The organism is Agrobacterium tumefaciens (genome assembly GCF_031801495.1).
In the GTDB taxonomy this organism is placed as follows: Bacteria; Pseudomonadota; Alphaproteobacteria; order Rhizobiales; family Rhizobiaceae; genus Agrobacterium; species Agrobacterium tumefaciens_K.
In genome coordinates, this window is the sequence record NZ_JAOEGC010000001.1 from 1,215,069 (window position 1) to 1,241,986 (window position 26,918).

Below are 26,918 nucleotides of genomic sequence, written 5' to 3' on the forward strand. Positions count from 1 at the left end.
CTGGCCCTCTGCAATGGGCGAGGGCGCCAAATCGGAGCGGTTCATGATCAGTGCCGTCTGCGCACGACGCAGCTTAATGGCCGCGCGACCTAGAAATCTTCGTGGGCATCATCTCTGGGCATCAGGTCGCCAATGATGCCAAAACGATATCCGGCACGACTGGAAAATCAAGGCATTAAGGGCATTTAGGGAGAATTGGCTGGGGAACCTGGATTCGAACCAAGATTAACGGAGTCAGAGTCCGTCGTTCTACCATTGAACTATTCCCCAAAAGCCTGGAACGCGAAGCGCGTTTGCGTCTGGTGGGTCGTCATATAGATGATTTATCTCGTGGCGCAAGTCGAAAAATGTTTTTTTGATATTCTTTTCCACTAGAGCCTCGCCCGCGTCGAGCGCGGGGTCGAAAGCAGCAGGCTTGTCTCGCTGCCGGTGATGCCGGGCACAAGGCGAATACGTCGGAGAACGGCGTCTAGGTCGCTCAATGTTGCGGCGTGAAGTTCCACGATCAGATCCCAGCGACCATTGGTCGTGTGGATTTCCGATATTTCCGGGAAGCCTCCGAGGGTGCGGATGACGCGGTCGGTTACGTGGCCTTCGATTTCGACCATCATGATACCGCGCACGGCAGCTTCCACAGCATCGGCTCTCAGGATCACCGTGTAACCGATGATCGTCCCGTCGTCCTCCATCTTCTCGATTCGCGATCTGACGGTTGCACGCGATGCACCGGCCTCGATCGCCAGATCGGAAATGCTTCTCCTGCCGTTGTGTCTGAGCAGGGTCACGAGTTTTTCATCGAGGGTATCCATTGGGTTCCATTTTGATAAATTGATTGATCAAAATGATATGCCATTTGGATATATTTGCCACTATTATCTATTCAATCTGCCACCTCTTTTGTGGTTCACTGCTGAAAACAGACATTGGGGATGATGCATTATGGATATCAGGCTGATCGGTGCGCCGTTGCAGATCGGGGCGGGGCAACTGGGATGTGAAATGGGGCCGAGCGCGTATCGTGTAGCCGGTCTTACGAAGGCGCTGGAGGAGCTTGGGCATAACGTCAGCGATGTCGGCAATGTCACGCCCACACTGATGAAGACGTTCAATCATCCCAATCCGGCAGTGCATCACCTGGCCGAAACGGTTGCGTGGACGGAAGCGCTGATGGAGGCTGCCTATCGCGAGAGCGAACATGCCATGCCGATTTTTCTGGGCGGGGATCATGCTATTTCGGCGGGAACCGTCGCGGGGATGGCGCGCCGCGTCGCCGAGAGCGGCCAGCCGTTCTTTGTCCTCTGGCTGGATGCGCATACGGATTATCATACGCTGGAAACGACGCGCAGCGGCAACCTGCATGGCACGCCGGTGGCCTACTTCAGCGGCCGAGATGGTTTCGAAGGCTACTTCCCGCCATTGCCGAACAAGGTACCGGAAGAGAACATCTGCATGATCGGTATTCGAAGCGTCGATCCGGCTGAAAATGCGGCGCTTGAGCAGAGCCGCATCACCATCAACGACATGCGCGCCATAGACGAGCACGGAGTTGCGGTGCTGCTGCGCAAGTTTCTGGCACGCGTTCGTGATGCCAACGGTGTGCTGCATGTCAGTCTCGATGTCGATTTTCTCGATCCGGCCATCGCGCCTGCCGTCGGCACCACCGTACCGGGTGGTGCCACCTTCCGGGAGGCGCATCTTGTCATGGAAATGCTTCATGACAGCGGGCTGGTGCGCAGTCTCGATCTGGTGGAACTCAATCCGTTCCTGGATGAGCGCGGCAGAACCGCGACCCTGATGGTGGATCTGGCCGCAAGCCTGATGGGCAAGCGCGTCATGGATCGTCCGACCCGAGCCGGCTGATAGGAGAACTTGTGATGACCGTTATACCCAATCTCAACATCGTACCCTTTGTCAGCGTCGATCACATGATGAAACTCGTTCTGCTGGTTGGTGTAGACACATTCCTGCGGGAACTCGCCGATGTGGTCGAGGAGGATTTCGTCCGCTGGGAGAGCTTCGACAAGACACCGCGCATCGCATCGCACTCCAAGGAGGGCGTCATCGAATTGATGCCGACGAGTGACGGAACGCTTTACGGCTTCAAATATGTGAACGGCCACCCGAAGAACATGAAGGAGGGCCGCCAGACGGTCACGGCTTTTGGCGTCCTTTCCGATGTTGGAAACGGTTATCCTCTGCTGCTGACGGAAATGACGATCCTGACCGCACTGCGCACGGCTGCGACGTCGGCGGTTGCGGCGAAGTATCTTGCCCGCAGCAACTCCCGTTCGATGGCCATCATCGGGAACGGCGCGCAGAGCGAGTTTCAGGCCCGCGCCTTCAAGGCGATCCTCGGCGTCGACCAGTTGCGTCTTTTCGATATCGATCGAACCGCAAGCGAAAAATGCGCCCGCAACCTTCAGGGCCAGGGGTTTTCGCTCGAGATTTGCGAAAGCGCCGAGGATGCCGTGGATGGCGCCGACATCATCACGACCGTGACGGCAGACAAGCAATATGCGACGATCCTGACCGACAACATGGTCGGCCCCGGCGTGCATATCAACGCGGTGGGTGGAGATTGCCCTGGCAAAACGGAACTGCATCGGGATATCCTGTTGCGGTCCGATATCTTCGTGGAGTACCCGCCCCAGACCCGCATTGAAGGCGAGATCCAGCAATTGCCGCAGGATCATCCGGTAACGGAGCTGTGGCAGGTTATTGCCGGCTCTAAAGAGGGACGCCGCAGCGAACGCCAGATCACGCTTTTCGACAGTGTTGGTTTTGCGACCGAGGATTTCTCGGCCCTGCGTTATGTCCGGTCGAAACTGCCATCCACGGGCCTCTATGCCGAACTGGATCTGCTGGCCGATCCGGACGAGCCGCGCGACCTGTTCGGCATGCTTCTGCGATGCGAGGCGGCGATGGCGTGAATGCCAAGGCGGGGCTCGGTTCAGGCCCCGCGTCGGCTTTTGCGGGCAGCGACATGTTCCCGCCAGAAGGTGAACAGGCCAGCCGCGATGACGATTGCTGCGCCGATGACCATGTTGGCGCTGACAATCTCGCCAAACATGGTGACACCCAGAATGGAAACCAGCACCAGCTGATAATAGGAAAAGGGCTGGATAGAGGCGGCATCCGCCAGCTCGAACGCCTTGATAAGGCAATAATGACCGCTCATGCCGGTAATGCAGAGCGCCAGCATCCATCCCCAGTCGTAGGGTGCCAGCTCAACCCAGTAAAACGGCCCGATGAGGGTCAGGGCGGCTGCACCTGCGACGCCGGTATAGAAGAAGCTCGTCATGGACGAATCGCTCTTGCTTCCAAGGCGCGTGAGCACGCCGTAGAGCGCAAGCATGAATGCGGCCATGAAGGTGATTAGCAGGGTGCTGTCGAAGCCGCCGTCATCGGGTTTGAGGATGACGAGAACGCCGATGAAGCCCACGAAAATGGCGCACCAGCGCCGCCAGCCCACCTGTTCCCCAAGCAGAGGCACGGAAAGGGCAGCAACGATCAAAGGCGCTGAAGCCACGATCGCGTGGGTGTGGGCAAGTCCGATCATAGCAAAGGAAAAGATCGAAAATACGATCTGTACGGCGAGCAGAACGCCACGGCCGATCTGGAGCCATGGCCGGTTCGCCATTATCGCACCGCGAATGCCACCGGATGACCGGGCAGCCATCAGCAATACGAAAACGGCAAAAGCCCAATATCGCAGCATAGCGACAAAAACCGGCGGATAGGCGCTGCCAAGGTGTTTGGAGATACCGTCCTGCACCGCAAAGATGCTGAAGGCGACAAGCGCGTAAAGATAACCGGTTTTCTGTGACGGCATTAAAAAACTCGTTGTCCGGCTTTCGCCGCTTGAAAGGCAAGGTGCGGTGAGGTCCGCAATATTCCGGAAACTATGTCTCCCGAGATTGCTTGTCAGACAACATTATTTTGCGAATGGCAGCGATGCAAGCGTGCCGCCCGCCACATCGGGAGCGACACGCGAATTTTTTGCCGGTTTTATGTCTTGAACTGTCGAGGCCTGAACGCTCGGTTTGATCAGTTCCGAACCTGCAGCAAAACCGTACCGGCTTGCAGATAATCGCCTTCCTTTGCGAGCAGATGGACTTTGCCTGCCTGAGGCGCGGTGATCTGCGTTTCCATCTTCATGGCTTCCATCACCGCCAGAAGGTCGCCCTCGGCAACGGTGGCACCATCTTCCACCTTGAAGGACTGCAAGGTTCCGGAAACCGGCGCGGTAACACCGTCTTGCTGCTTCTGTCCGTCTGTCCCGGATGCGGCGGCATCGATGCGACCGACAGAGCCAAGACCGGAGAGCAGCACGTTCGGCAAACCGACCGCAACACGCTTGCCGTCAATTTCCAGCCAGGTGCGGGTCATGGATGGGTCGTTTGCCGGTGCCGGGCGCTCCATGGCTTCAGGCATGGCGGCAAACTCCGTCTCGATCCAGCGGGTATGCACCTTGAAGCCATCCGTACCGATGAAATCCTCGGTTTCGATTGCTGCGCGATGGAAGGGCAGGACTGTCGCCACACCCTCGATGCGGAATTCCCTCAAAGCCCGGCGGGCGCGGCGAAGCACCTGGTCGCGGTCCGCGCCGGTGACGATGAGTTTTGCCATCAGTGAATCGAACACGCCCGGAATGGACGAGCCGCTGACGACGCCGCTGTCCATGCGGATGCCGGGGCCGGAAGGCGGATCGAACAGGGTGATCTCGCCGGGCGTCGGCAGGAAACCGCGACCGGGATCTTCGGCGTTGATGCGGAATTCCATCGAGTGACCGCGTGGCTCGGGCGTTTCGAGAACGCGCAGCTTTTCACCTTCGGCGATACGGAACTGTTCGATGACGAGATCGATGCCGGTCGTTTCCTCGGTAACAGGATGTTCCACCTGAAGGCGCGTGTTGACCTCGAGGAATGAAATCGTGCCATCGACGCCCAGCAGGAATTCCACTGTGCCCGCACCGGAATAACCCGCGGCTGCACAGATCGACTTGGCGGCGTCGTGGATTTTCTGCCGCTGCACATCGGAGAGGAACGGTGCCGGTGCTTCTTCGATCAGTTTCTGGTTACGGCGCTGCAAAGAGCAGTCGCGTGTGCCGAGGACCAGCACGTTGCCGTGCTTGTCGGCAATGACCTGAGCTTCGATGTGGCGGGGCCGGTCAAGGAAACGCTCAAGGAAACATTCACCGCGACCGAAGGCGGCGGTCGCCTCGCGAACGGCGGATTCATAGAGATCGGCGATCTCTTCCATCTTCCATGCGACCTTGATACCGCGACCGCCACCGCCATGGGCCGCCTTGATGGCAACCGGCAGTCCGTGCTGTTCTGCAAAGGCAATGACGTCTGCCGCAGTCGACACCGGACCGTCACTGCCCGCCACGAGCGGTGCGCCGACGCTGGTGGCGATGCGGCGTGCCTCGACCTTATCGCCCAGAACCTTGATGACATCCGGGTCAGGACCGATCCAGATGAGCCCTGCATCCAGCACGGCCTGCGCAAATTCGGCGCGTTCGGAGAGGAAACCGTAACCGGGATGGACGGCGTCCGCGCCAGCGCGCTTTGCAATGGCGATCAGCTTGGAAATGTCGAGATAGGTTTCAGCCGGGCGTACGCCTTCCAGTGCGTAAGCCTCATCGGCCAGCCGGACGAAGAGCGCGTCCTGATCGGGGTCGGCATAAACGGCGACCGACTGGATGCCGTAGTCGCGGCAGGCGCGAATGATGCGCACCGCGATCTCGCCGCGATTGGCGATCAGTACTTTTTTCATCGCTGTTCTCCTCGGAATTCTGTTTTTTTGATCGCCGATATTTCGGCAAAGGGGCCAATCGGCCGGAATCTGATTTTTGCGTTGACGGGAATCTGGCCCGCCAGATCAAGGTGATATTCGGCAACCGCACCGATAACCGGGTAACCGCCGGTCAGCGGGTGATCGGCAAGGAACAGCACCGGCTGACCGCTGTGCGGTATCTGGATGGCGCCCGTTGCGGTGCCTTCACTCGGCAGTTCGGCGCTATCCTTGCGTTCGATTGAAACGTCGCCGGAAAGGCGAATGCCGACACGGTTCGATTGCGGCGTCACCTGCCAGAGCTGACCCGTCAGTGTGTCCAGGCCTTTTTCAGTAAACCAGTCGGTACGCGGACCCAGCACCACATCGAGGGTTACCACTTCGCCGGTTTGCGGTGGGTCAAATGCGGGAGCCTCATCGATTGAAAGGCTGGAAAGGCCCGATTTTTCAGCATTCAAAAACAGAACAGAACCTGCGGTGACCGGCTGCGGGCCGACGACGGCAAGTGTATCCGTTGCGAAGCTGCCGAGAACCGGGTCAACGTTGAAACCACCACGAACGGCGAGATAACAGCGCATGCCCTTTTGTGGCTGGCCGAACGTCACCACGTCGCCGGATTCCAGCGAAACCGGAGTGTAAGGCGGGGCATCGATCATGTTGCCAGCTGCCGTTCTGATCGAGATCGGGCAGGGAGCCCCTGCAACGCCGATGACGGTGCGGCTGGAGCTTTTGAAGGAGAAGCCGCCGAGTGTCAGTTCCAGGCTGGGCGTGTTGACAGGGTTTCCGACAATGCGGTTTGCAGCATTGAAGGCGCTTCGATCAAGCGCACCGGAAGCAGAGACGCCTTGTCCGGTCTGCCCGAGGCGACCGAGATCCTGAAACAGTGCAGGCATCGGGGCAGCGAGCACCTCGAAATGCGCTGCACTTCTGTCTGGTTCCGGCTGCTCTTCGCGCGGCTTGGCAGGGGCGGTGGAAAAGGCTTTGCCTGCCTTGGCCATGTCGAAGAAACGGACGCGATATCCGGGCTGGAAAAGCGCGCCGGGGTCGCGGTCGATATCCCACATCTTGGACGGCGTGGTGCCGATGATCTGCCAGCCGCCGGGGCTGCTTTGCGGATAGACGCCGCTGAAGGCACCGGCAAGCGCCACCGAGCCAGCCGGAATGCGCGTGCGCGGGCTCTGGCGGCGTGGAACATGAAGTGCGGGATCCCCGCCCACGAGATAGCCGAAACCGGGTGCGAAGCCGCAGAAGGCAACGGTGAACTCGCTTTCCGTGTGACGGCGGATGACCTCTTCGACGCTGAGGCCGGTGAGTTCGGCAACGTCGCCAAGGTCTTCGCCATCGTAACGAACGGGAATTTCGACCAGATTTTCCGACGGCGCGATTTTTGCCGAAAGATCGCGGGTCGAAAGTTGGTTGGCTAGCGCCTCGGCACTGATCTTTTCCGGACGAAAGCGGATCATCAGCGTGCGTGCAGCCGGAACCGTCTCTTCGATACCTTCGACAGGATCGGCCTGAAGCGAGGCGAACAAGGCCAGCGTCTGGTCGAGATCGGCCAGTTCGACAAGCAGGGTGGTAAGGCTGACGGGGAGAAAGCGCATCCTGTCCTCACGCATGATAGGCGGAATCGGGAATGTCGGTGATGAACATGTGGCCTGGCGCGTGGGTGATGGCGAAGGGTACGCCGGACGCCATGACAGCCGCCTGCGGAGTGACGCCACAGGCCCAGAATACGGGAACTTCGCCGGGCTCGATGCGAACGGCATCGCCAAACTCCGGCTTGGACAGATCGGCGATACCGATTTCCTCTGGCGATCCGATATGAACCGGTGCGCCGTGTACGGCAGGAAAGCGGCCGGAGATCGTGGCGGCGTCGGCGACGCGGGAGGCGGGGATCGGCCGCATCGAAACAACCATGTTGCCCTTGAGGCGTCCCGCCGGGCGACAGGGCTGGTTGGTCAAGTACATCGGCACGTTGGTCTTGTCCGTCATGTGACGGATTTCGATGCCTGCCTCGACCATCGGCGTTTCGAAGGTGAAGCTGCAGCCGATCAGGAATGCGACAAGATCGTCACGCTCGGCCCAGGCTGCGGTGGCATCTGCCGTTTCTTCAACCAGTTTGCCGTCGCGCCAGATGCGGTAGAGCGGCAGATCGGTGCGCAGGTCTGCGCCGGGTGCCAGAAGCGTGGTGGGGGAGCCGGGGTCGGAAACGTCCAGAACCGGGCAGGGCTTCGGGTTGCGCTGCGCGTATAGCAGGAAATCGAACGCCCAGTCGCGTGGCAGAACGATCATGTTTGCCTGCGTAAAACCGGGTGCGACGCCGGATGTGGGCTGAACAAGACCGCCGCGGTAAGTGGCGCGCGCCTTTTGTGCGGCTTCAGCGTTCGTGTGTCTGAGGAAAGATGTGGGGATGGTCATTGGCCTCGCCTTACACGCTGGATACGAAAGAACGGATTTCAACACCTTCCGCTTCGAAGCGGCGGCGGATTTCCTGCGCGATGGCCACCGCGCCGGGGCTGTCGCCGTGCACGCAGATCGATTGCGCCTCGAGTTTGATGAGGCTGCCGTCGATGGCTTTCAGCGTCCCCTCGCGGGCCAGCTGCACCATGCGATCGGCGATCCTGGTGGGGTCATGCAAAACGGCGCCTGCTTCACGGCGCGAAACCAGTTGCCCCTGCGGCGTGTATGCGCGATCGGCGAAGGCTTCAGCGACGACGGCAAGACCGGACTTGCGGGCCAGGTCGAGGATGGGGGCGCCAGCAAGTCCCATCAGAACCAGCGAGGGATCGACGGCCTTGATGCCATCGATGACTGCCTGCCCCTGTTTGGCATCATTGGCGATCCGATTGTAAAGCGCGCCATGCGGTTTCACATAACGGACGGTGGTCCCTGCAGCGGCTGCAAGGCCCTTCAATGCGCCGATCTGGTAGATGACGTCTGCGATCAGTTCTTCATAGGTGGCATCGAGATCGCGGCGGCCGAAGCCGACGCGATCCGGGTAGGAGACATGTGCGCCGACCACGACGCCTTTTTCGGCTGCGGCCTTAACGGTGCGGTAGATACCGGCCGGATCACCGGCATGAAAACCGCAGGCGATGTTGGCGCTGGAAACGACGGCGAGCATCGCCGCGTCATCTCCCATTTTCCACGCGCCGTAGCTTTCTCCGAGGTCGCTGTTGAGGTCGATTACCGCCATGTCTTTTCTCCCAATATCGTCTTACAGGCTAAGCAGGCTGAAGATCGTGCCGGCTGATTTATAGCCCATGTACCATGTCAGAGCGCATGTCAGAACGCCGAGTACCAGCAGCCAGCGCGGATAGCGATAACCGCCCATCAGGTCTTCGCGTTTCCAGGCGGCGAACAGGAAGATGCTGAGGCCGATTGGAAGGATGAGGCCGTTCAGGCCGCCCACGAATACCAGCATAGCTGCGGGCGGCGTGGTGATGAGCAGGTAGCAGATGAGCGAGATGGCGATGAAAACCACCGTCGCCAGATTGCGGGCGCGTTCGGTGATGTCCTGTTTGAAGACGGTGATGAAGGACACGGATGTGTAGGCCGCGCCGATGACGCTGGTGATGGCGGCGGCCCAGAAAATGACGCCGAAGAGCCTGTAGCCCAAATCGCCTGCCGCATGCTGGAAAGCCTGCGCCGCCGGGTTTGCGGCCTTCCCCGACGTGTCGATGATGATGCCACTGGCAACAACGCCGAGGATGGCAAGGAACAGAACGTAGCGCATGACACCGGTGACGGCGATGCCGGTCAGAGCCGCGCGGTTGACTGCGGGCAGGTTCTCGATGCCGACCATGCCACGATCCAGAAGGCGGTGCGCGCCGGAGTAGGTGATGTAGCCGCCGACCGTGCCGCCAACGATGGTGGTAATGGTCGCGAAGTTGATGGTGTCTGGCAGGAAAGTCTGTCTGAAGGCGTCGCCCACCGGAGGCTGGGACACGAAAGCGACATAGAGGGTAAGCGCAATCATCAGGATGCCGGCAAAAATGATAAAGCGATCAACGGCCATGCCAGCGCGTTTGGAAACAAAGATGGCGATGGAGAAAGCCGCACTGATTGCGCCGCCAATTTTAGGGTCCATGCCAAAAATGGCATTCAAACCTAGACCGGTGCCACCAATGTTGCCGATGTTGAAGAACAACCCGCCGACAATCACGAGAATGGCGAGCAGATAACCGGATCCGGGAATCGCGGCATTGGCGATGTCGGATGCACGCATGCGGGTGAGCGTGACAATGCGCCAGATGTTTAGCTGCACCACGAAGTCGATCAGGATGGACGCCAGGATGCCGAACGCAAAGGCCGCGCCGAGTTGGGTCGTAAATGTGGCCGTCTGGGTGATGAAGCCCGGGCCGATGGCTGATGTGGCCATGAGGAAGATTGCCGCCATCAAGGATGCGCGTCTGGATTTTATCGTGTCGACGCCCTGTGCGAGCTTCGTTTGCTGCATGGATTTGCTCCCATCCTGTGCTGCGATCCGCCCCTCGCGGATGCTTTATGGTGTTGATCTTGGCGTGTTCTGCGAAATTGTCAATATTGTTCAACAATAGTAATATATCGTTCTTTTATTTTGCTCGTTTGTTGGACGTGGTGCGCAGTGTTTCATCACGATTTTTTCGTGCTTTGCCCAGTGTTTGTGCTAATGGCATTGGTGTCCGTGTGCGCAACCGTTGCCACGGCTTCCCAAAATCGCCTGCTCTTAGGAAAGGAGCGTCATGACGGAAACTGTGGAAGGTCTGCCGCTTGCCGACCGACTTGCCAAGGACATTCGCAACTTGCTGATCTCCGGTGAGTTGAAGCCTGGCCAGCGTCTTTCAGAGGCAGCCTTCAGCGAGCGTTTTGACGTGTCGCGCAATTCGCTGCGCGAAGCCTTCCGCCTGATGACCAAGGACGGACTTTTGCGGCACGAGGCCAATCGCGGCGTCTTCGTTGCCGTCCCTTCCATGGCGTCGGTCATCGATATCTACCGGGTCCGCCGTATGATCGAATGCGGCGCGCTTCGCCAGGCGTGGCATAAGCATCCTGCCGTCAGGAGCATGCGCAGGGCGGTGGAGGAAGCCAAGGTCAGACGGGAGCACGCCGATTGGAACGGGGTCGGCAGCGCAAACATGAAGTTTCATGCCGCTGTTGTGGACCTTCTCGACAGCGGCCGTCTGAGTGACTTTTACGAGCGCATTGCTGCGGAGCTGCGCCTTTGTTTCGGGCTCCTGAAAGATCCCGAGATGCTTCACTCGCCTTTCGTGGACATGAACAACAAGATTCTCTCACTCGTGGAAGAAGGACGGATGGGAGAGGCCGGTGATGAGATGGACGTGTATCTCAATCTTTCCGAGCGGACGGTTCTGAAGGCCCTTGAGCGGGCGGTGGAACACACGCCCTGATATTTTCGAGAAACCGGTCGCGCCACTGGCCGGATTTTGCGCTGGATATGATTGCCAAGTTTGTTGCGGTGCGTCATCTATTTGATCATGACGCTTCGCGACCTTACCATTCTTGTCATAGATGAAAATGCGATCCGCGCCTCGATTATCGAGGAGGGACTTCGTGAGGCAGGGCATCATCGCGTCACGGTTATTCATGAGGTGCACGGTGTGGCGCGGACGATCGAGACCCTGCAGCCAGACGTGATCTTCATTGATCTGGAAAATCCCAATCGTGACATGATGGAACATCTTTTCCAGCTTACGCGTACGGTCGGTCGCCCCATTGCCATGTTTGTCGACCGTTCGGACACCGCTTCCATCGAGGCAGCAGTGGAGGCGGGTGTCTCGGCTTATGTCGTGGACGGGCTGAAAAAAGAGCGTGTTAAACCCATTCTGGATATGGCGGTCAGCCGCTTCAATGCTTTCAGTCGCCTTCAGCGGGAACTGGCGGACGCCAAATCGGCGCTGGAGGACCGCAAACTCATCGAGCGTGCCAAAGGCATCTTGATGAAGATGCGTGGCCTCTCCGAAGAGGAAGCGTTTGCGCTGCTGCGCCAGACGGCGATGAACGAGAAGAAGAAGATATCCGAGATTGCGCAAAGCGTGGTCACGGCTGCGGGTCTGCTGATGTAATTGCCGGACCGGCGACAATGTGGAGTAAACGGTATGACTGCGCATGGAACGAAATCCGGGAAGGATGGCGAAGTGGCTGAAACTGCCGCTCCCGCAGTCATCGGCGACGACCGGCAGAGAACCCTGCGTGCAGGATTCATTCCGCTGGTCGATGCGTCGGTCCTGATTGCCGCTGCCGAATTCGGTTTTGCCAAGCGCGAGGGGTTGACGCTCGATCTTGTCAAGGATGTGTCCTGGGCGAATGTGCGTGACCGGCTGGCATTCCGGCAATTCGACATCGCCCATATGCTGTCTCCCATGCCGGTCGCGTCCATGCTTGACCTCGGCTCCAACCCATCCCCGACGATCGCGCCCTTTTCCCTCGGTCGCGGCGGCAATGCGATAACCTTGTCGACCCGGCTTTTCGCGCGGATGAAGGCCTCAAGCGGTCTGTCGGAAGCAGCGGGAGCGCTTGAAAATGCGCAGGCGCTGAAACGGGTGCTCGATGATATGCGGGCGCACGGCGAACCTGCGCCCACGTTGGGCATGACCTATCCGTTCTCCTCGCACAACTATGAATTCCGCTACTGGCTGGCGGCCGGCGGAATTCATCCCGATCACGACGTGAAGCTTGTGGTCGTGCCTCCACCCTTGACGTCGGATGCGCTGGCGGCCGGCGCGATCGACGGTTTCTGCGTCGGTGCGCCCTGGAATATCGTCGCTGCCGAGCGTGGCGTTGGCAGGATTGTCGCCGCCAAACAGGACTTGTGGCCATCCGCTCCCGAAAAGGTCATCGGCATGCGGCCCGAATGGGCGGATAGCCAGCAGGAGACAGTCTCGCGCCTGCTGATCGCGCTGGATGCCGCCGCCAAGTGGTGCGACCAACCGGAAAACCATGACGACCTCAGCCGGGCGCTCGCCGATCCGCGCTATATCGATGCGCCTGAAAACATCATTCGCCGCGTTCTTGCCGGTGAATTCAGTATCGACAGCCAAGGTAACCGGCGGGTGATCGACAATTATTTCTCCTTCCACGCTGGTAACGCCAATTATCCGCGGCAGTCACAGGCGCTGTGGATCTATAGCCAGATGATCCGGTGGGGGCAGGTGGCTTACTCTGATGCGGGTATCACGGCGGCGGCGTCAGCCTACAGGCCGGATATATATCGCCGTGCGCTTGGTGATGCCAGTGCTCCGGTCGATGCTGATATCCGGGTCGAAGGTGTGGAGGCTGGCGACCGTTTTCTCGATGGTTTCGTTTTCGACCCCGCCGATATCGAGGGTTACGTAAAAGGGTTTGCCGTGCGAAGCGCAGCCAACATTTCCGTGTCTGGCAGCGATGTCTGATTGCCGCCGAGTGTTGTGACGTGCGCAAATTTAAAGCGTGGCTGTTTTGCTGCTGCGCAAATGTGAGGCACAAGTGCTGCTGATTAAAAAATGGACGGTGCACGAAAGTAAAGAAATAAAACTTTATATACAGTAACTTATTTCATTTCTTCTAAAGTGGCACGCCAATTGCTTCTCTAAAAACGCACCGGTCAACGGCGACCGGGGTGAGAGAAGCGCGTGATATGCGCTTTTAAAGACATCGACGTCGCAAGGTTTTGCTGCCCGGATCGCTCTGACGCTCCGCTGGTGCAAACACCGAGCGGCGTTTTTTTATTTCCGGCTTTTTTCGCAAACAAGAACGTCACTTCCCAAGAGTGGCCAGACAAGGGGAACATGCGGATGACCAAAATATTCTCGGGCTCCATCAGCCGCCGCACCATCTTGAGGACTACGGCCACAGCCGCCCTCGTCACCGCTGTCCGTTCAGCCTTTCCGTCCGGCGCCTTTGCCGCCACCGCTGAGCCAGAGGTGAAAGGTGCGAAGATCGGCTTCATCGCGCTGACCGATGCCGCACCGCTGATCGTGGCGGCGGAAAAGGGGCTGTTTGCCAAACATGGCATGCCCGATGTCGAAGTGCTCAAGCAGGCATCCTGGGGCGCAACGCGCGACAATCTGGTTCTCGGCGGTGCGGCAAACGGTATCGACGGTGCGCACATCCTTACCCCCATGCCCTACCTCATGCATACCGGCAAAGTGACACAGAACAATGTGCCGGTGCCGATGACGATTCTGGCGCGTCTCAACCTCGACAGCCAGGGAATTTCCGTCGCCAAGGAATATGCCGAAACGGGCGTACAGCTGGATGCCTCGAAGCTGAAGGCCGCTTTTGAAAAGAAGAAGGCCGAAGGCAAGGAAATCAAGGCCGCCATGACCTTCCCTGGCGGCACGCATGATCTGTGGGTTCGTTACTGGCTGGCAGCCGGTGGCATCAATCCCGACAAGGACGTGTCCACCATTGTCGTTCCTCCGCCGCAGATGGTTGCCAACATGAAGGTCGGCAACATGGACGTTTTCTGTGTGGGTGAGCCATGGAACGAGCAGCTCGTCAATCAGGGCATCGGCTTCACGGCCTGTACCACGGGTGAACTGTGGAAGGGCCACCCCGAGAAGGCGTTCGGCATGCGCGCCGACTGGGTGGAAAAGAACCCGAACGCCACGAAAGCCCTGCTCATGGCCGTGATGGAGGCCCAGCAATGGTGCGACAGCATGGACAACAAGGAGGAAATGTCGGCCATCCTCGGCAAACGCCAATGGTTCAACGTGCCGCCAAAGGATGTGCTCGGTCGTCTCAAGGGCAACATCAATTACGGCAACGGCCGAACTCTGGAAAACACCGGCCTGCAGATGAAATTCTGGCAGGACAATGCCTCCTATCCGTTCCAGAGCCACGACAGCTGGTTCATCGCGGAAAACATTCGCTGGGGCAAGTTTGCACCCGATACCGACATCAAGGCGCTCGTCGGGCAGGTCAACCGCGAAGATCTGTGGCGCGAGGCTGCGAAGGAACTCGGCGTTGCGGATCTTCCGCAGTCCACATCGCGCGGCAAGGAAACCTTCTTCGACGGCAAGGTCTTCGATCCGGAAAATCCTTCGGCCTATCTCGACAGTCTTTCCATCAAGGCAGCCTCCTGAGGAGGAGTCGCGGTCTCGCTCCTTCCCTGCTGATTGATGGCAGGGTGAGGGGCGAGACCTCAGCCACAACCGAAATCCAGAGGAATTGCAAATGACTGCATTGGCCCGGAAATTCAAAGAACAGCCGCAGAATCCGTCTGCGCAGAAAGCAAATGTGGTGACGTTATCGGCCAAGCCCGCACAGCGTTTTCATCTGCAAAAGTGGGCCGCTGCCGCTGCCCGCAACATCGTCCCGCCGATGGTCGTGCTGATCGTTATGCTCGGCATCTGGCAGGTGCTTTGTTCCGCCCCCGGTGCATCACTGCCGCCGCCAAGCCAGGTTTTTGAAGAAAGCTATGACCTCATCGTTTCGCCTTTCTTCAACTTCGGCTCGCAGGATATCGGCCTTGGCTGGCGAGTATTGGTGTCGCTCGAGCGCGTCGCATACGGTTTCGGGCTGGCGGCTATCGTCGGCGTCGTGACGGGCGCGATCATCGGCCAGTCGATCTGGGCAATGCGCGGCCTCGATCCGATCTTTCAGGTGCTACGCACCGTGCCGCCGCTGGCATGGTTGCCGCTTTCGCTGGCTGCGTTCCAGGACAGCAATCCCTCGGCGATTTTCGTGATCTTCATCACCTCCATCTGGCCGGTCATCATCAACACGGCTGTCGGCGTGCGCAACATTCCGCAGGATTATCGCAACGTCGCGCAGGTGCTGCGGCTCAACCAGATCGAGTTCTTCTTCAAGATCATGCTGCCATCCGCCGCACCTTACATCTTCACCGGCCTGCGTATCGGCGTCGGCCTGTCATGGCTCGCCATCGTCGCCGCTGAAATGCTGACGGGTGGCGTCGGCATCGGCTTCTTCATCTGGGATGCATGGAACTCGTCGCGCCTGCCCGACATCATCGTCGCTCTCGCCTACATCGGCGTCGTCGGCTTCGTGCTCGACAAGCTGGTGGCGGCACTCGGCAAAGTCATCACCCGCGGCGCTGCGGCAAACTGAGAGGACGGAATATTATGAACGCCTATCTCAAGCTCGATCATATCGACAAATATTTCGACAAAGGCGGCAGCCGTGCCGAGGTGCTGAAAGGGATCAACCTTACTATTGGCAAGGGCGAGTTCGTTTCCGTGATCGGCCATTCCGGTTGTGGTAAGTCCACGATGCTCAACCTTATCGCCGGTCTGACGAAGGTGTCGGCGGGTGCCGTTCTGCTGGAGAACCGCGAGGTCAACGAGCCGGGACCGGAGCGCGCCGTCGTGTTCCAGAACCACAGCCTGCTGCCTTGGCTTTCTGTTTACGAAAACGTCAATCTCGCCGTTGAGAAAGTCTTCAGCAGAACCAAAACCAAAGCCGAGCGGCATGAGTGGGTGATGCGCAATCTGGATCTCGTGCAGATGGCGCATGCCAAGGACAAGAAACCGTCTGAAATCTCCGGTGGCATGAAGCAGCGTGTCGGTATTGCCCGCGCGCTGGCGATGGAGCCGAAGATCCTTTTGCTGGATGAGCCGTTTGGCGCGCTGGATGCCCTGACCCGGGCGCATCTGCAGGATGCCGTGATGGAAATCCATGCCCGGCTTGGCAACACCATGGTCATGATTACCCATGATGTCGACGAGGCCGTGCTGCTTTCCGACCGCATCGTGATGATGACCAATGGTCCTGCCGCCCATATCGGTGAAGTGCTTGACGTGCCGTTGCCGCGGCCGCGCAACCGCATCGAGCTTGCATCCGACAAGACCTACCTCAAATGCCGCGAAGCCGTGCTGAAGTTCCTCTACGAACGTCATCGCTTCGTCGAAGCCGCGGAGTAACGCCTATGGCCCAGAAACTCGTCATCATCGGCAATGGCATGGCGCCGGGGCGCATGCTGGAAAACCTATTCGAAACGGCCCCCGGCCTTTACGACGTCACGATCTTCAACGCCGAACCGCGCGTCAATTACGACCGCATCATGCTGTCCCCGGTCCTCTCCGGCGAGAAAGCCTATGACGACATCATCATTCACAATGACGAATGGTATGCGGCAAACAACGTCACGCTGCACAAAGGCGCGAAGGTTTCGCAGATCGATCGCGACAAGAAGACCGTCACCAGCGAAAACGGCATTACCGTTTCCTACGACAAGCTGGTCATCGCCACCGGCTCCTTGCCTTTCATCATTCCGGTTCCCGGCCACCAACTGCCCGGTGTGCTACCATATCGCGACCTCGATGACGTCACGAAAATGCTGGAGATCGCCAAGGGCAAGGGCCGCGCCATCGTTATCGGCGCCGGTCTTCTCGGCCTCGAAGCCGCCTATGGCCTGAAGCGTCAGGGCATGGATGTCACGGTCATCCACCTGATGCCGACGATCATGGAGCGCCAGCTTGATCCGGCAGCAGCCTATCTGCTGGAAAAGGCACTGAACGAGCGCGGCATCGACATCATCACCAAGGCCAACACCAAGCGCATCCTCGGTGAAGACAAGGTTGAAGGTATCGAACTGGAAGACGGCCGCGTCATCAAGGGTGATATGGTCGTCATGGCAGTCGGTATTCGCCCTGCTGCCGGACTTGCCAAGGAGGCAGGGATCGCCGTTAACCGCGGTATCGTGGTGGACGATGGCATGATGACATCTGACGCTTCGATTTACGCACTGGGAGAATGCGCGGAACATCGCGGTATATGCTACGGCCTCGTCGCGCCGCTTTACGAAAGCGCCAAGGTGCTGGCCGACCGCCTGACTGGCGGTCATGCCGAATATCACGGCTCTGTCACCAATACGAAACTCAAGGTTACAGGCGTCAATTTGTTCTCCGCGGGGGATTTTGCCGAAGGTGACGACCGCGAGGAAATCGTTCTGCGCGATGCCACCGCTGGTGTCTACAAGCGCCTGATCCTCAAGGAAAACCGTATTATCGGTGCGGTTCTTTATGGCGAAACGGCAGATGGTTCGTGGTTCTTCGATCTGATGAAGAAGGCCACCGACATTTCCGCCATGCGCGAAACCCTGATCTTTGGCCAAGCCTATCAGGGAGGGTCCCCGCTGGACCCTATGGCGGCCGTTGCAGCCTTGCCGGATGATGCGGAAATCTGCGGCTGCAACGGCGTCTGCAAGGGCAAGATCACCTCGACCATTACGTCGAAGGGATTGACATCGCTGGATGATGTGCGCGCCCACACCAAGGCGTCCGCCTCCTGCGGTAATTGTACGGGCCTTGTCGAGCAGTTGATGACGCTGACGCTCGGCGACAGCTACAATCCCGCCGCCGTTCAACCAATGTGCAAATGCACGGATCTCGGCCATGACGACGTGCGCCGTCTCATCAAGGCCAAGGGTCTGAAAACCATTCCGGCCGTCATGCAGGAGCTGGAGTGGAAGACCTCCTGTGGCTGCGCCAAATGTCGCCCGGCGCTCAACTATTATCTCGTCTGCGATTGGCCGGATGAATATGCCGACGATTACCAGTCGCGTTTCATCAATGAGCGCGTTCACGCCAACATCCAGAAGGACGGCACCTATTCCGTCGTCCCGCGCATGTGGGGCGGCGTCACCAATGCGGGTGAACTGCGTGCCATCGCCGATGTCGTCGATAAGTTCGAGATTCCTCTGGTGAAGGTGACAGGTGGTCAACGTATCGACCTTCTCGGCATCGAGAAGGAAGACCTTCCCGCCGTATGGGCTGAGCTCGGCAAGGCCGGTTTCATCTCCGGTCAGGCTTATGCCAAGGGGCTTCGCACCGTCAAAACCTGTGTCGGTGAACAATGGTGCCGGTTTGGCACGCAGGACAGCACCGGGCTTGGTATCCGCATCGAGAAGTTTATGTGGGGTTCGTGGACACCGGCGAAACTGAAACTCGCCGTTTCAGGCTGTCCGCGCAACTGCGCGGAAGCGACCTGCAAGGATATCGGCGTGATCTGTGTCGATTCCGGTTTCGAAATCCACTTCGCGGGCGCTGCGGGTCTGGACATCAAGGGTACGGAGGTTTTGGGGCTGGTTCCGACCGAGGACGAGGCGCTGGAGCATATTGTGGCGCTGACCCAGATGTACCGCGAACAGGCACGTTATCTGGAACGCATCTACAAGTGGGCCAAGCGCATCGGCTACGACGAAATCCGCCGCCAGATCATGGGCGATGCGGACAGGCGCAAGGGCTATTACGAGCGCTTCGTCTTCAGCCAGAAATTCGCGCAGGTCGATCCATGGTCAGAGCGCGTATCCGGTCATGACAAACACGAGTTCAAGCCGATGGCGACGCTCGGTTTCAATCAGGCAGCGGAGTGAAGCAGATGGACAGAAACTGGATCGATATCGGTCATATTTCCGACATTCCGCTGCGCGGCGCGCGTTGCGTGAAAACCCCGATGGGCAAGATCGCCGTGTTCCGCACGGCGGAGGATCAGGTCTTTGCCATCGAAGACCACTGCCCGCACAAGGGCGGCCCGCTTAGCCAAGGTATCGTGCATGGCGCTTCGGTGACGTGTCCGCTGCACAATTGGGTCATTTCTCTGGAAACCGGCAAAGCGCAGGGAGCCGATGAGGGTGAGGTGAAAACCGTTCCCGTCCGCAATCTCGACGGGCAGCTTTCCATAGCGATCGAGGCGTTGATGATGGCGGCGGAGTGACCATGGCAAAAGAGGTCAAGACCACCTGTCCCTATTGCGGCGTCGGTTGCGGCGTTATCGCCACCGTTGCCGATAACGGTGCAGTAGCGGTCAAGGGCGATCCCGAACATCCGGCCAATTTCGGCAGGCTCTGTTCCAAGGGGTCGGCTCTGGCGGAAACCATCGATCTGGAAGGGCGGCTGCTTCACCCTATGGTCGCTGGCCGCCAGACGGGATGGAGTGAAGCGCTTGACCTCGTGGCCTCGAAATTTTCCGAAACCATTGCCGAACATGGACCTGATTCGGTTGCTTTTTATGTCTCAGGCCAATTGCTGACGGAGGATTATTACCTCGCCAACAAGCTGATGAAGGGCTTCATCGGCTCGGCCAATATCGATACGAATTCCCGTCTCTGCATGTCGTCCTCCGTTGCCGGTCACCGCCGCGCTTTCGGGTCGGATACGGTGCCGGGCACTTACGAGGATCTGGAACTGGCAGATCTGGTGATCCTGACCGGCTCCAATCTGGCATGGTGCCATCCGGTGCTTTATCAACGGCTTGCTGCTGCAAAAGCTGCCCGTCCGGAGATGAAGGTCGTGGTCATCGACCCGCGCCGGACGATGACGGTCGATATTGCCGATATACATCTTTCCATTCGTCCCGATGGCGATGTCGCGCTGTTTGCCGGTTTGCTGGGTTATCTGGCGGCTGGTTCTACGGTTGACCGGACCTATGTGAACAGCCACACGGCGGGTTTCGATGCTGCCGTGGAAGCCGCAAGCGAACACAGCCTGTCCGAAATCGCCGAAGCCACGGGCCTGACGATTGCCGAGCTTATTCGCTTTTACGAACTGTTTGAAGCGACCGAAAATGTCGTGACCTGCTACAGCCAGGGCGTCAACCAATCGTCTTCGGGCACGGACAAGGTCAACGCCATTATCAATTGCCATCTGGCGACCGGCCGTATCGGCAAGCCCGGCATGGGGCCGTTTTCGCTGACCGGGCAGCCGAATGCCATGGGCGGGCGCGAAGTCGGCGGGCTTGCCAATATGCTTGCGGCGCACATGGCGCTGGAAAATCCGCAAGATAGAGATCGCGTGCAGCGCTTCTGGCAGGCGCCGATCATTGCGGATAAACCCGGATTGAAGGCAGTCGATCTTTTCATGGCGGTGGCGGATGGCCGCATCAAGGCGCTCTGGATCATGGCCACCAATCCTGTGGTTTCCATGCCGGATGCGTCGATCGTTGAAGCAGCGATCAGCCAATGCCCCTTCGTCGTCGTTTCCGAGATCATGGCTACGACCGATACCTCTCGCCACGCGCATGTGTTGTTGCCATCGCTCGGCTGGGGTGAAAAAGACGGCACCGTTACCAATTCGGAACGGCGCATTTCTCGCCAACGCGCCTTTCTAGCTCCAGCCGGGGAGGCAAAGGCCGACTGGTGGCAATTGGCGGAAGTTGGCCGTCGTATGGGCTTCGGGAGCGCCTTTTCCTTTACGAATCCGGCAGCGATTTTCGGTGAGCATGCTGCGCTTTCAAGCTTCGAAAATGCAGGTAGTCGCGATTTCGATATCGGCGCCTGCACCAATATCGACCCCGCGTCCTACAACGATATGGCACCTTTCCAGTGGCCGAAATCCGAGGGCACGCATGCGGCGGAAACCCGGTTTTTTGCCGATGGCCGCTTTTATCATGCCGATGGCAAGGCGCGGTTCATTTCAACCGCCCTGCCGCAGCCGCGCGATGCGTCGCCAGACTATCCACTAACGCTGAACACCGGCCGTATTCGCGACCAATGGCATACGATGACACGAACCGGCAAAAGCGCACGTTTGACGGCGCACATCGCCGAACCCTTTGTCGAACTTCACCCCCGCGACGCGCAATCTCTCGGTATCGAAAGCGCCGACCTTGTGACGTTGCAAAGCCCACACGGAACGGTGCTGCTGCGTGCGCTGGTCACCGAACGTCAGGCACGCGGTTCGGTCTTCGCGCCAATGCACTGGAACGATCAGTTCGCCTCGCTGGCGCGCATCGATACGCTCGTCGCACCCGTGACCGATCCCCATTCCGGTCAGCCTGCTTCGAAAAACGTTGCGGTCAAAGCCTCCCGCTTCCATGCCGCCGCCTATGGTTTCGCGATTTCCCGCAAGCGTCCGCAAACGCTCGGTTGTCGCTACTGGGCTGTGGCGAAAGCGGAAGGAGGGTATCGCATGGAGCTTGCCTTTGAAAGCTTGCCGGAGGACTGGACCGCGTGGGCACGCACCGCTTTCGGTCTTGATGTACGGATCGAGCCGCTTGGTTACAATGACCGCCAGACCGGCGACGTGCGGCTTGCCTTTTTTGACGGCGAAACGCTGCTGGCGGCACTCTTTATTGCCAAAACGCCTGTGGCCGTTGCCCGCAACTGGGCGATATCGCAGCTTTCCGCCCGCCATGAAGATCTGCGCATGCGCTTTGCGCTGATTGCGGGGCGTCCGGGCGCGGGGCGGCCTGATCCGGGTGCCACCGTCTGCTCCTGCTTCAATGTCGGGGTGAACCAGATTACCGGAGCGATCCGGGATGGCTGCCACAGCGTCGAAGCCATCGGCAAGGCGCTGAATGCGGGAACCAATTGCGGCTCCTGCCGCGCCGAGATCAGGGGGATCATCGATGGATGCCTTAAAACCGCAGCGGAATGAACCGGCGAGAATGGAAAAGCTGGCCAAGCTTCCGGTCTTCTGGGGGCTGGAGGGTAAGCGTGTTGTTCTGGCGGGTGGATCGGACGGAGCTGCGTGGAAGGCCGAGCTTCTTGCCGCCTGTGGCGCGGACGTCCACGTCTATTGCCAGGGAACCGGACTCTCGCAGACATTCGCAGCGCTGATCGCCGCGACGCCTGCACTGACGTTGCATGACTGCCACTGGCATTCAGGGATATTTGAAAACGCCGAACTGGCGTTGGCGGATTGCGAGACGGATGAGGAGGCCGCAGACTTTTACCACGCGGCGCGCACCGCAGGCGTGCCGGTCAATGTCATCGACAAGCCAGAGTTCTGCCAGTTTCAGTTCGGCTCCATAGTCAACCGCTCTCCGGTCGTCGTGTCGATCTCGACGGATGGCGCAGCACCCATTCTGGCGCAGGCGATCCGTCGACGAATCGAAACCCTGTTGCCACACACGCTGAAACAGTGGGGCGCACTCGCTCATGCTATCCGCGAGCGTGTGAATATCCGGCTTTCACCCGGAAACGTCCGCCGTTCCTTCTGGGAGAAATTCGTCGACCATGCTTTCACCGAAAGCCCGGACGGTGATGTCGAGGCGCGGCTGCTCGGCGATATCGAACATCAGGCCCATTCCGTGCGTCCGCAACATGGGCAGGTTACGCTTGTTGGTGCAGGCCCGGGCGATGCCGAGCTTTTGACGCTAAAGGCTGTGCGTGCGCTTCAGGCCGCAGACGTCATCATGTTCGACGATTTGGTGTCGGACGACGTTCTGGAACTGGCAAGGCGCGAGGCGAAACGAATGCTGGTCGGCAAGCGCGGCGGGCGCGAAAGCTGCAAGCAGGAAGACATCAACGAAACGATGATCCGGCTCGCCAAGGCCGGAAAGCGGGTCGTGCGGCTGAAGTCCGGCGATCCCATGATCTTTGGACGAGCCGGTGAGGAGATCGCCGCGCTACGGGCGGAAAACATTAATGTCGAGGTCGTTCCGGGCATCACGGGGGCAAGCGCCATGGCCTCCCGGCTGGGCCTCTCGCTGACGCATCGCGATCACGCCCAGTCGGTCCGATTCATCACAGGCCATTCGCGGCAGGGAAAACTGCCCAGCAATATCGACTGGAAGTCACTGTCTGACCCTTCGGTGACGACGGTTTTCTACATGGGTGGACGCACGGCTGCCGGCATTCAGTCGTCCCTTCTGGCGCATGGTATGCCCGCCTCCACGCCCGTGGCGATCATGACATCAGTCAGCCGCCAGAACGAAAAGCGCTGGCAGGGAATCCTGGAGCAGCTGCCCGAGGCCGTGGAGGAGCTTGGTGTCAACGAGCCTATCCTTATCGGAATAGGTGATGCGTTCGGTGCGAAAGCTGCGGTCCCGGTCGACCTTGGCCAGCCAATATATCACCGGTCCGCATCGACGATGAGGCGATAACCAACGCCCGGCTCGGTCTGCACGATTTTCGGCTCCGCCGGATCGCGTTCGATCTTCTGCCGCAACTGGCCGATGAAGACGCGCAGATAATGCAGGTCGTCACCATGCGCCGGTCCCCAGACGGATGTCAGCAGAATGCGGTGCGTGACGACCCGTCCGGCATGGTGGGCGAGAAGCACCAGAAGATCGTATTCCTTCGGCGTGAGACGGATCGGGTTGCCGTCCCGAGAAACGAGCCGTTGCACCATATCGACCGTGAGCCCGTCCGCATGGATGACCGAGAGCGGCTTGCTATCATTGCCGCGATGGCGCATCGCAGTGCGGATACGTGCCGTCAGTTCACCTATGCCGAATGGCTTTTCGATATAATCGTCGGCGCCGAGATCGAGTGCAGCGATCTTCTCCGTTTCGCGGTCGCGAGCAGAAAGAATGATGATCGGGATGGTCGACCAGCCGCGCAGACTCGTGATCACGTCCTTGCCGTCCATGTCCGGAAGGCCTAGGTCGAGAATGACGATTTCGGGGGCAGCCGTGGCGACAGCTTTCAGGGCGTCCGCACCATTTTCGGCTTCTACGACCTCGTAACCCGCAGCCGCGAGTGCCGGTCGCAGGAAACGCCTGATCTGCGGTTCGTCATCAACGACAAGAATTCGGCCAAGTGTCATGGTGCTGCCTTATCCGGGTTCTTTTCCTCTATCGGAAACCGCATCACGATGCGTGTTCCTTTTTTGCGAACAGCCGGGCTTTCGGCATGAACGCGCCCGCCCATCGCCTCCACGAAACCGCGTGCGATGGAAAGGCCAAGCCCGGTGCCGGGTGCGCGGCCATCCGCTTTGGAGCGTCGATAGAACTTTTCAAAGATCCGGTCGAGATCGGCGGCGGGAATTCCCTTGCCGAGATCGGTTACGGAAACCACCACTTCCTTGCCGTCCTTTCGCGCATAGACGTTTACGGGCTCGCCACCACCGTATTTGGCGGCATTGTCCAGCAGATTAAAGAGGACCTGTTCAAGCAGAACGCTGTCGCCACGCAGAAATGGCAGATCCGTTGCGATGCCGGTTTCAAACGGCTGCGACGGAAAATACTTACGTGCTCTTTCCGTCGCCAGGCGGATGACGTCGCTGACATCCACCCATTCACGTTTTGCCTTGAGCGTACCGGCGGTAATCCTCGTCATATCGAGCAGGTTGGCAACGAAGCGGGTCAGCCGCGCGCCTTCCTCTTCGATGGATTGAAGCAGATCGTCACGGCTTTCCGGTGGCATGCGGTCGCCGAGTTCGCGCAGGCTCGTCACCGCGCCTGTGATCGTTGCCAGCGGCGTGCGAAGGTCGTGCGAAATGGACGACAGCAAGGCTTCCCGGTAGCGCTCGCTTTCCAGCCGGGCGGCCTGCTGGGCGCTTTCGGAGGAAAGGCGTGCGCGGTCTATGGCCGTTGCCGTCTGGTCGATGATTGCGGACAGCATGCGCTCGGCATTGGAGTCGAGCGGTTCCTCACCGACTTCATAACCGCAGACGCCGACGACGCCATGCGGACTGGTCAGCGGTCTGAACTGGAATCGGCAGTTGGGCAGAGTGCCGGTGCCTGAACCGGCAGGTTCCTTGCGCTCGTTCGCCCAGCGCGCAGCGGCAATTTCCGTGACGCCAAGCTCCGTATCCGGTGGCCATGCCGCAGCCGTTTCCAGCGCGTCACCGTTCGGCCGCAAAAGGACTACATTTCGGCGGATACCCGCCTGCAATTGCGTGACGGACGCCCACAGAACCTCATCGACATCGGCTGTGCCGGAAAGCTTGCGAGCAAAGTCATAAAGTGCCTGCATGGCCGACGCGCGCGAGCGCGCCATGTTGGCCTGTTCGCGGATTCGTGATGCAAGGCTGCCTGCCAGAATGGCGGCAGCGATAAAAACGAAAAGGGCGAAGACCTCATGCGGCGCGGCGATGGTGAAGTTGTACCGCGGGGTGATGAAGAAAAAATTATAGCCGAGTGCCGAGAGCAGCGCCGCAAATATTGCGGCGGTAAACCCGGCATAGGTCGCAGCACACAGAACGGCCAGCAGGAACAGCAGCGAGACGTTAGGCAGATAAACGAGGCGATCAATAACCGTGCCGACCAGGATTGCAGGCAGAACGGACAGTGCTGCAATGCCAAACGGTGTCGCAAGTGCCGATATCCGCGGTCGGGATGGCTTGGTCGCCGGCTTCGGCATAATCTTGTCGTCTGCCGTGACAAGATGCAGACCGATACCGCTGGCCTCCCGCGTCAGGGCATCGGCCAGACGCGTCCGGAAGGGGAGGCGAAACCAAGCGCGTTTCTGCGATCCGATGACGATCTGGGTTGCATGTTCACGCCGGGCAAGCTTCAGGATTTCAGTAACGAAATCATTGCCGGTGATGCGTTTGGTTTCAGCACCAAGCTGCTCGGCCAGGCGGAATGTCTCATCGATACGGCGAAGGCCGTCCTCGTCCATCGTTTCCCGGTCATCGCGGGAAATACTGACAACGAGCCATGGCGCGTTGAGGCCGGAGGCGAGGCGGCTTGCAACCCGCACGACCTTTTCGGAGAGAGCATCCGGTCCAATACAGACCAGAAGTCGCTCACCCGTTGCCCAAGGCCCTTCGATGGCATTCTGGCGCAGGTAGTCGATCATCTGATCGTCCACCCGGTCTGCGGTGCGTCGTAGAGCGAGCTCCCGCAGGGCGGTGAGGTTGCCAAGGCGGAAAAAACGGTCGGCAGCACGACGGGCACTTGCCGGAAGATAGACTTTACCTTCCTGAAGCCGGGTAATCAGCTCCGCCGGCGGCAGGTCCACCAGCAGCACCTCATCGGCACGCTTCAGCACCGTGTCGGGAATGCGCTCACGCACATTGACGCCGGTGATCTGCGAGACAAGATCCGAGAGGCTTTCGAGATGCTGGATGTTGAGCGCCGTCCAGACGTCGATCCCGGCGGCGATCAGTTCCTCGATATCCTGATGGCGTTTCGGATGGCGGAAGCCCTCCGGATTGGAATGCGCCAGTTCGTCGACGATGATGATGCTTGGCCGTCTCGCCAACGCAGCATCGAGGTCGAATTCCTCGAGCGTCTTGCCGCGATAGGAGACGACAAGGCGCGGCAAGATTTCCAGGCCTTCGAGCAGGGCGGATGTTTCGTTGCGCTCGTGCGTTTCCACCAGACCCGCAACGATATCCGTGCCCTCGCGCTTCAGGCGCTGGGCACGGTTGAGCATCGCATAGGTCTTGCCGACGCCGGGGGCCGCACCTAAAAAAATCGTCAGCTTGCCCCGGCGGTCTTTCTCCGCCAGGGCAAGCAGTGCATCGGGATCGGGGCGGTTCGTATCGTCTCGCTCGTTTGGTGGCATC

Annotated in this window: 21 protein-coding genes and 1 tRNA gene; 12 read left to right on the plus strand and 10 right to left on the minus strand. The window is 59.4% G+C overall.

The features are described from left to right. Window positions 1-196 precede the first annotated feature (196 nt). Window positions 197-270 (minus strand) — tRNA-Gln (locus N7578_RS05645). 101 nt (window positions 271-371) lie between these two features. Further along, the gene (locus N7578_RS05650; protein WP_311109309.1) at window positions 372-809 is read right to left on the minus strand and encodes an Lrp/AsnC family transcriptional regulator; all 438 of its coding nucleotides are present in this window, start codon (window positions 807-809) and stop codon (window positions 372-374) included. Between the two features lie 130 nt (window positions 810-939). On the opposite strand from N7578_RS05650, the gene rocF reads away from it, so the two are divergent. Together rocF and N7578_RS05660 are read left to right on the plus strand one after the other, a co-directional pair. Beyond that, entirely contained in the window at window positions 940-1,860 is a 921-nt protein-coding gene (rocF, locus tag N7578_RS05655) for an arginase (protein ID WP_311109310.1), read from the plus strand. A 14-nt stretch (window positions 1,861-1,874) separates the two neighbouring features. Beyond that, window positions 1,875-2,930: an ornithine cyclodeaminase gene (locus N7578_RS05660; protein ID WP_311109311.1), complete on the plus strand. Its 1,056-nt coding sequence runs from the start codon at window positions 1,875-1,877 to the stop codon at window positions 2,928-2,930. A 20-nt stretch (window positions 2,931-2,950) separates the two neighbouring features. On the opposite strand, the gene N7578_RS05665 is transcribed toward N7578_RS05660, so the two are convergent. The 6 genes from N7578_RS05665 to N7578_RS05690 all read right to left on the minus strand — a co-directional run bounded on the left by N7578_RS05665 (window position 2,951) and on the right by N7578_RS05690 (window position 10,255). After that, the gene (locus tag N7578_RS05665; RefSeq protein WP_311109312.1) at window positions 2,951-3,832 is read right to left on the minus strand and encodes a DMT family transporter; all 882 of its coding nucleotides are present in this window, start codon (window positions 3,830-3,832) and stop codon (window positions 2,951-2,953) included. A 215-nt stretch (window positions 3,833-4,047) separates the two neighbouring features. Continuing rightward, on the minus strand, window positions 4,048-5,778 hold the full coding sequence (locus N7578_RS05670) for an acetyl/propionyl/methylcrotonyl-CoA carboxylase subunit alpha (RefSeq protein WP_311109313.1): 1,731 nt from the start codon (window positions 5,776-5,778) through the stop codon (window positions 4,048-4,050). Further along, entirely contained in the window at window positions 5,775-7,397 is a 1,623-nt protein-coding gene (locus N7578_RS05675; RefSeq protein WP_311109314.1) for a 5-oxoprolinase/urea amidolyase family protein, read from the minus strand. The genes N7578_RS05670 and N7578_RS05675 overlap by 4 nt, the downstream gene beginning before the upstream one ends. 7 nt (window positions 7,398-7,404) lie before the next feature. Beyond that, window positions 7,405-8,214 carry a putative hydro-lyase gene (locus N7578_RS05680; protein WP_311109315.1) on the minus strand — a complete coding sequence of 270 codons (810 nt, stop codon included), beginning with the start codon at window positions 8,212-8,214 and terminating at the stop codon, window positions 7,405-7,407. A gap of 10 nt (window positions 8,215-8,224) precedes the next feature. After that, window positions 8,225-8,992, minus strand: a complete 768-nt coding sequence (locus N7578_RS05685) for a 5-oxoprolinase subunit PxpA (RefSeq protein ID WP_311109316.1) — start codon at window positions 8,990-8,992, stop codon at window positions 8,225-8,227. Window positions 8,993-9,013: 21 nt separating this feature from the next. Beyond that, window positions 9,014-10,255 carry a divalent metal cation transporter gene (locus tag N7578_RS05690; protein WP_311109317.1) on the minus strand — a complete coding sequence of 414 codons (1,242 nt, stop codon included), beginning with the start codon at window positions 10,253-10,255 and terminating at the stop codon, window positions 9,014-9,016. A gap of 265 nt (window positions 10,256-10,520) precedes the next feature. Here N7578_RS05690 and N7578_RS05695 point away from each other — a divergent pair, with 265 nt between their 5' ends. The 10 genes from N7578_RS05695 to cysG all read left to right on the plus strand — a co-directional run bounded on the left by N7578_RS05695 (window position 10,521) and on the right by cysG (window position 23,562). Then, on the plus strand, window positions 10,521-11,186 hold the full coding sequence (locus tag N7578_RS05695; RefSeq protein ID WP_311109318.1) for a GntR family transcriptional regulator: 666 nt from the start codon (window positions 10,521-10,523) through the stop codon (window positions 11,184-11,186). A gap of 87 nt (window positions 11,187-11,273) precedes the next feature. Further along, window positions 11,274-11,861, plus strand: coding sequence for an ANTAR domain-containing response regulator (locus N7578_RS05700; protein WP_311109319.1), 588 nt, complete (start codon window positions 11,274-11,276; stop codon window positions 11,859-11,861). Window positions 11,862-11,894: 33 nt separating this feature from the next. Continuing rightward, the gene (locus N7578_RS05705; protein ID WP_311109320.1) at window positions 11,895-13,187 is read left to right on the plus strand and encodes a CmpA/NrtA family ABC transporter substrate-binding protein; all 1,293 of its coding nucleotides are present in this window, start codon (window positions 11,895-11,897) and stop codon (window positions 13,185-13,187) included. A 381-nt stretch (window positions 13,188-13,568) separates the two neighbouring features. Continuing rightward, window positions 13,569-14,861, plus strand: a complete 1,293-nt coding sequence (locus N7578_RS05710; RefSeq protein ID WP_311109321.1) for a CmpA/NrtA family ABC transporter substrate-binding protein — start codon at window positions 13,569-13,571, stop codon at window positions 14,859-14,861. 91 nt (window positions 14,862-14,952) lie between these two features. Next, window positions 14,953-15,846 carry a nitrate ABC transporter permease gene (gene ntrB, locus N7578_RS05715; protein ID WP_311109322.1) on the plus strand — a complete coding sequence of 298 codons (894 nt, stop codon included), beginning with the start codon at window positions 14,953-14,955 and terminating at the stop codon, window positions 15,844-15,846. Window positions 15,847-15,860: 14 nt separating this feature from the next. Next, window positions 15,861-16,658 carry an ABC transporter ATP-binding protein gene (locus tag N7578_RS05720; RefSeq protein WP_311109323.1) on the plus strand — a complete coding sequence of 266 codons (798 nt, stop codon included), beginning with the start codon at window positions 15,861-15,863 and terminating at the stop codon, window positions 16,656-16,658. A 5-nt stretch (window positions 16,659-16,663) separates the two neighbouring features. Then, on the plus strand, window positions 16,664-19,111 hold the full coding sequence (gene nirB, locus N7578_RS05725; protein WP_311109324.1) for a nitrite reductase large subunit NirB: 2,448 nt from the start codon (window positions 16,664-16,666) through the stop codon (window positions 19,109-19,111). A gap of 5 nt (window positions 19,112-19,116) precedes the next feature. Then, on the plus strand, window positions 19,117-19,452 hold the full coding sequence (gene nirD, locus N7578_RS05730) for a nitrite reductase small subunit NirD (protein ID WP_311109325.1): 336 nt from the start codon (window positions 19,117-19,119) through the stop codon (window positions 19,450-19,452). Window positions 19,453-19,454: 2 nt separating this feature from the next. Then, window positions 19,455-22,112 (plus strand): molybdopterin-dependent oxidoreductase, encoded by a 2,658-nt coding sequence (locus N7578_RS05735; RefSeq protein WP_311109326.1) that lies wholly within the window; start codon window positions 19,455-19,457, stop codon window positions 22,110-22,112. Then, window positions 22,084-23,562: a siroheme synthase CysG gene (cysG, locus tag N7578_RS05740; protein WP_311109327.1), complete on the plus strand. Its 1,479-nt coding sequence runs from the start codon at window positions 22,084-22,086 to the stop codon at window positions 23,560-23,562. The genes N7578_RS05735 and cysG overlap by 29 nt, the downstream gene beginning before the upstream one ends. Here cysG and N7578_RS05745 read toward each other — a convergent pair. Continuing rightward, window positions 23,532-24,227 carry a response regulator gene (locus N7578_RS05745; protein ID WP_311109328.1) on the minus strand — a complete coding sequence of 232 codons (696 nt, stop codon included), beginning with the start codon at window positions 24,225-24,227 and terminating at the stop codon, window positions 23,532-23,534. The genes cysG and N7578_RS05745 overlap by 31 nt on opposite strands. Then, entirely contained in the window at window positions 24,224-26,917 is a 2,694-nt protein-coding gene (locus N7578_RS05750) for a sensor histidine kinase KdpD (protein ID WP_311109329.1), read from the minus strand. The genes N7578_RS05745 and N7578_RS05750 overlap by 4 nt, the downstream gene beginning before the upstream one ends. Window position 26,918: the final 1 nt, after the last annotated feature.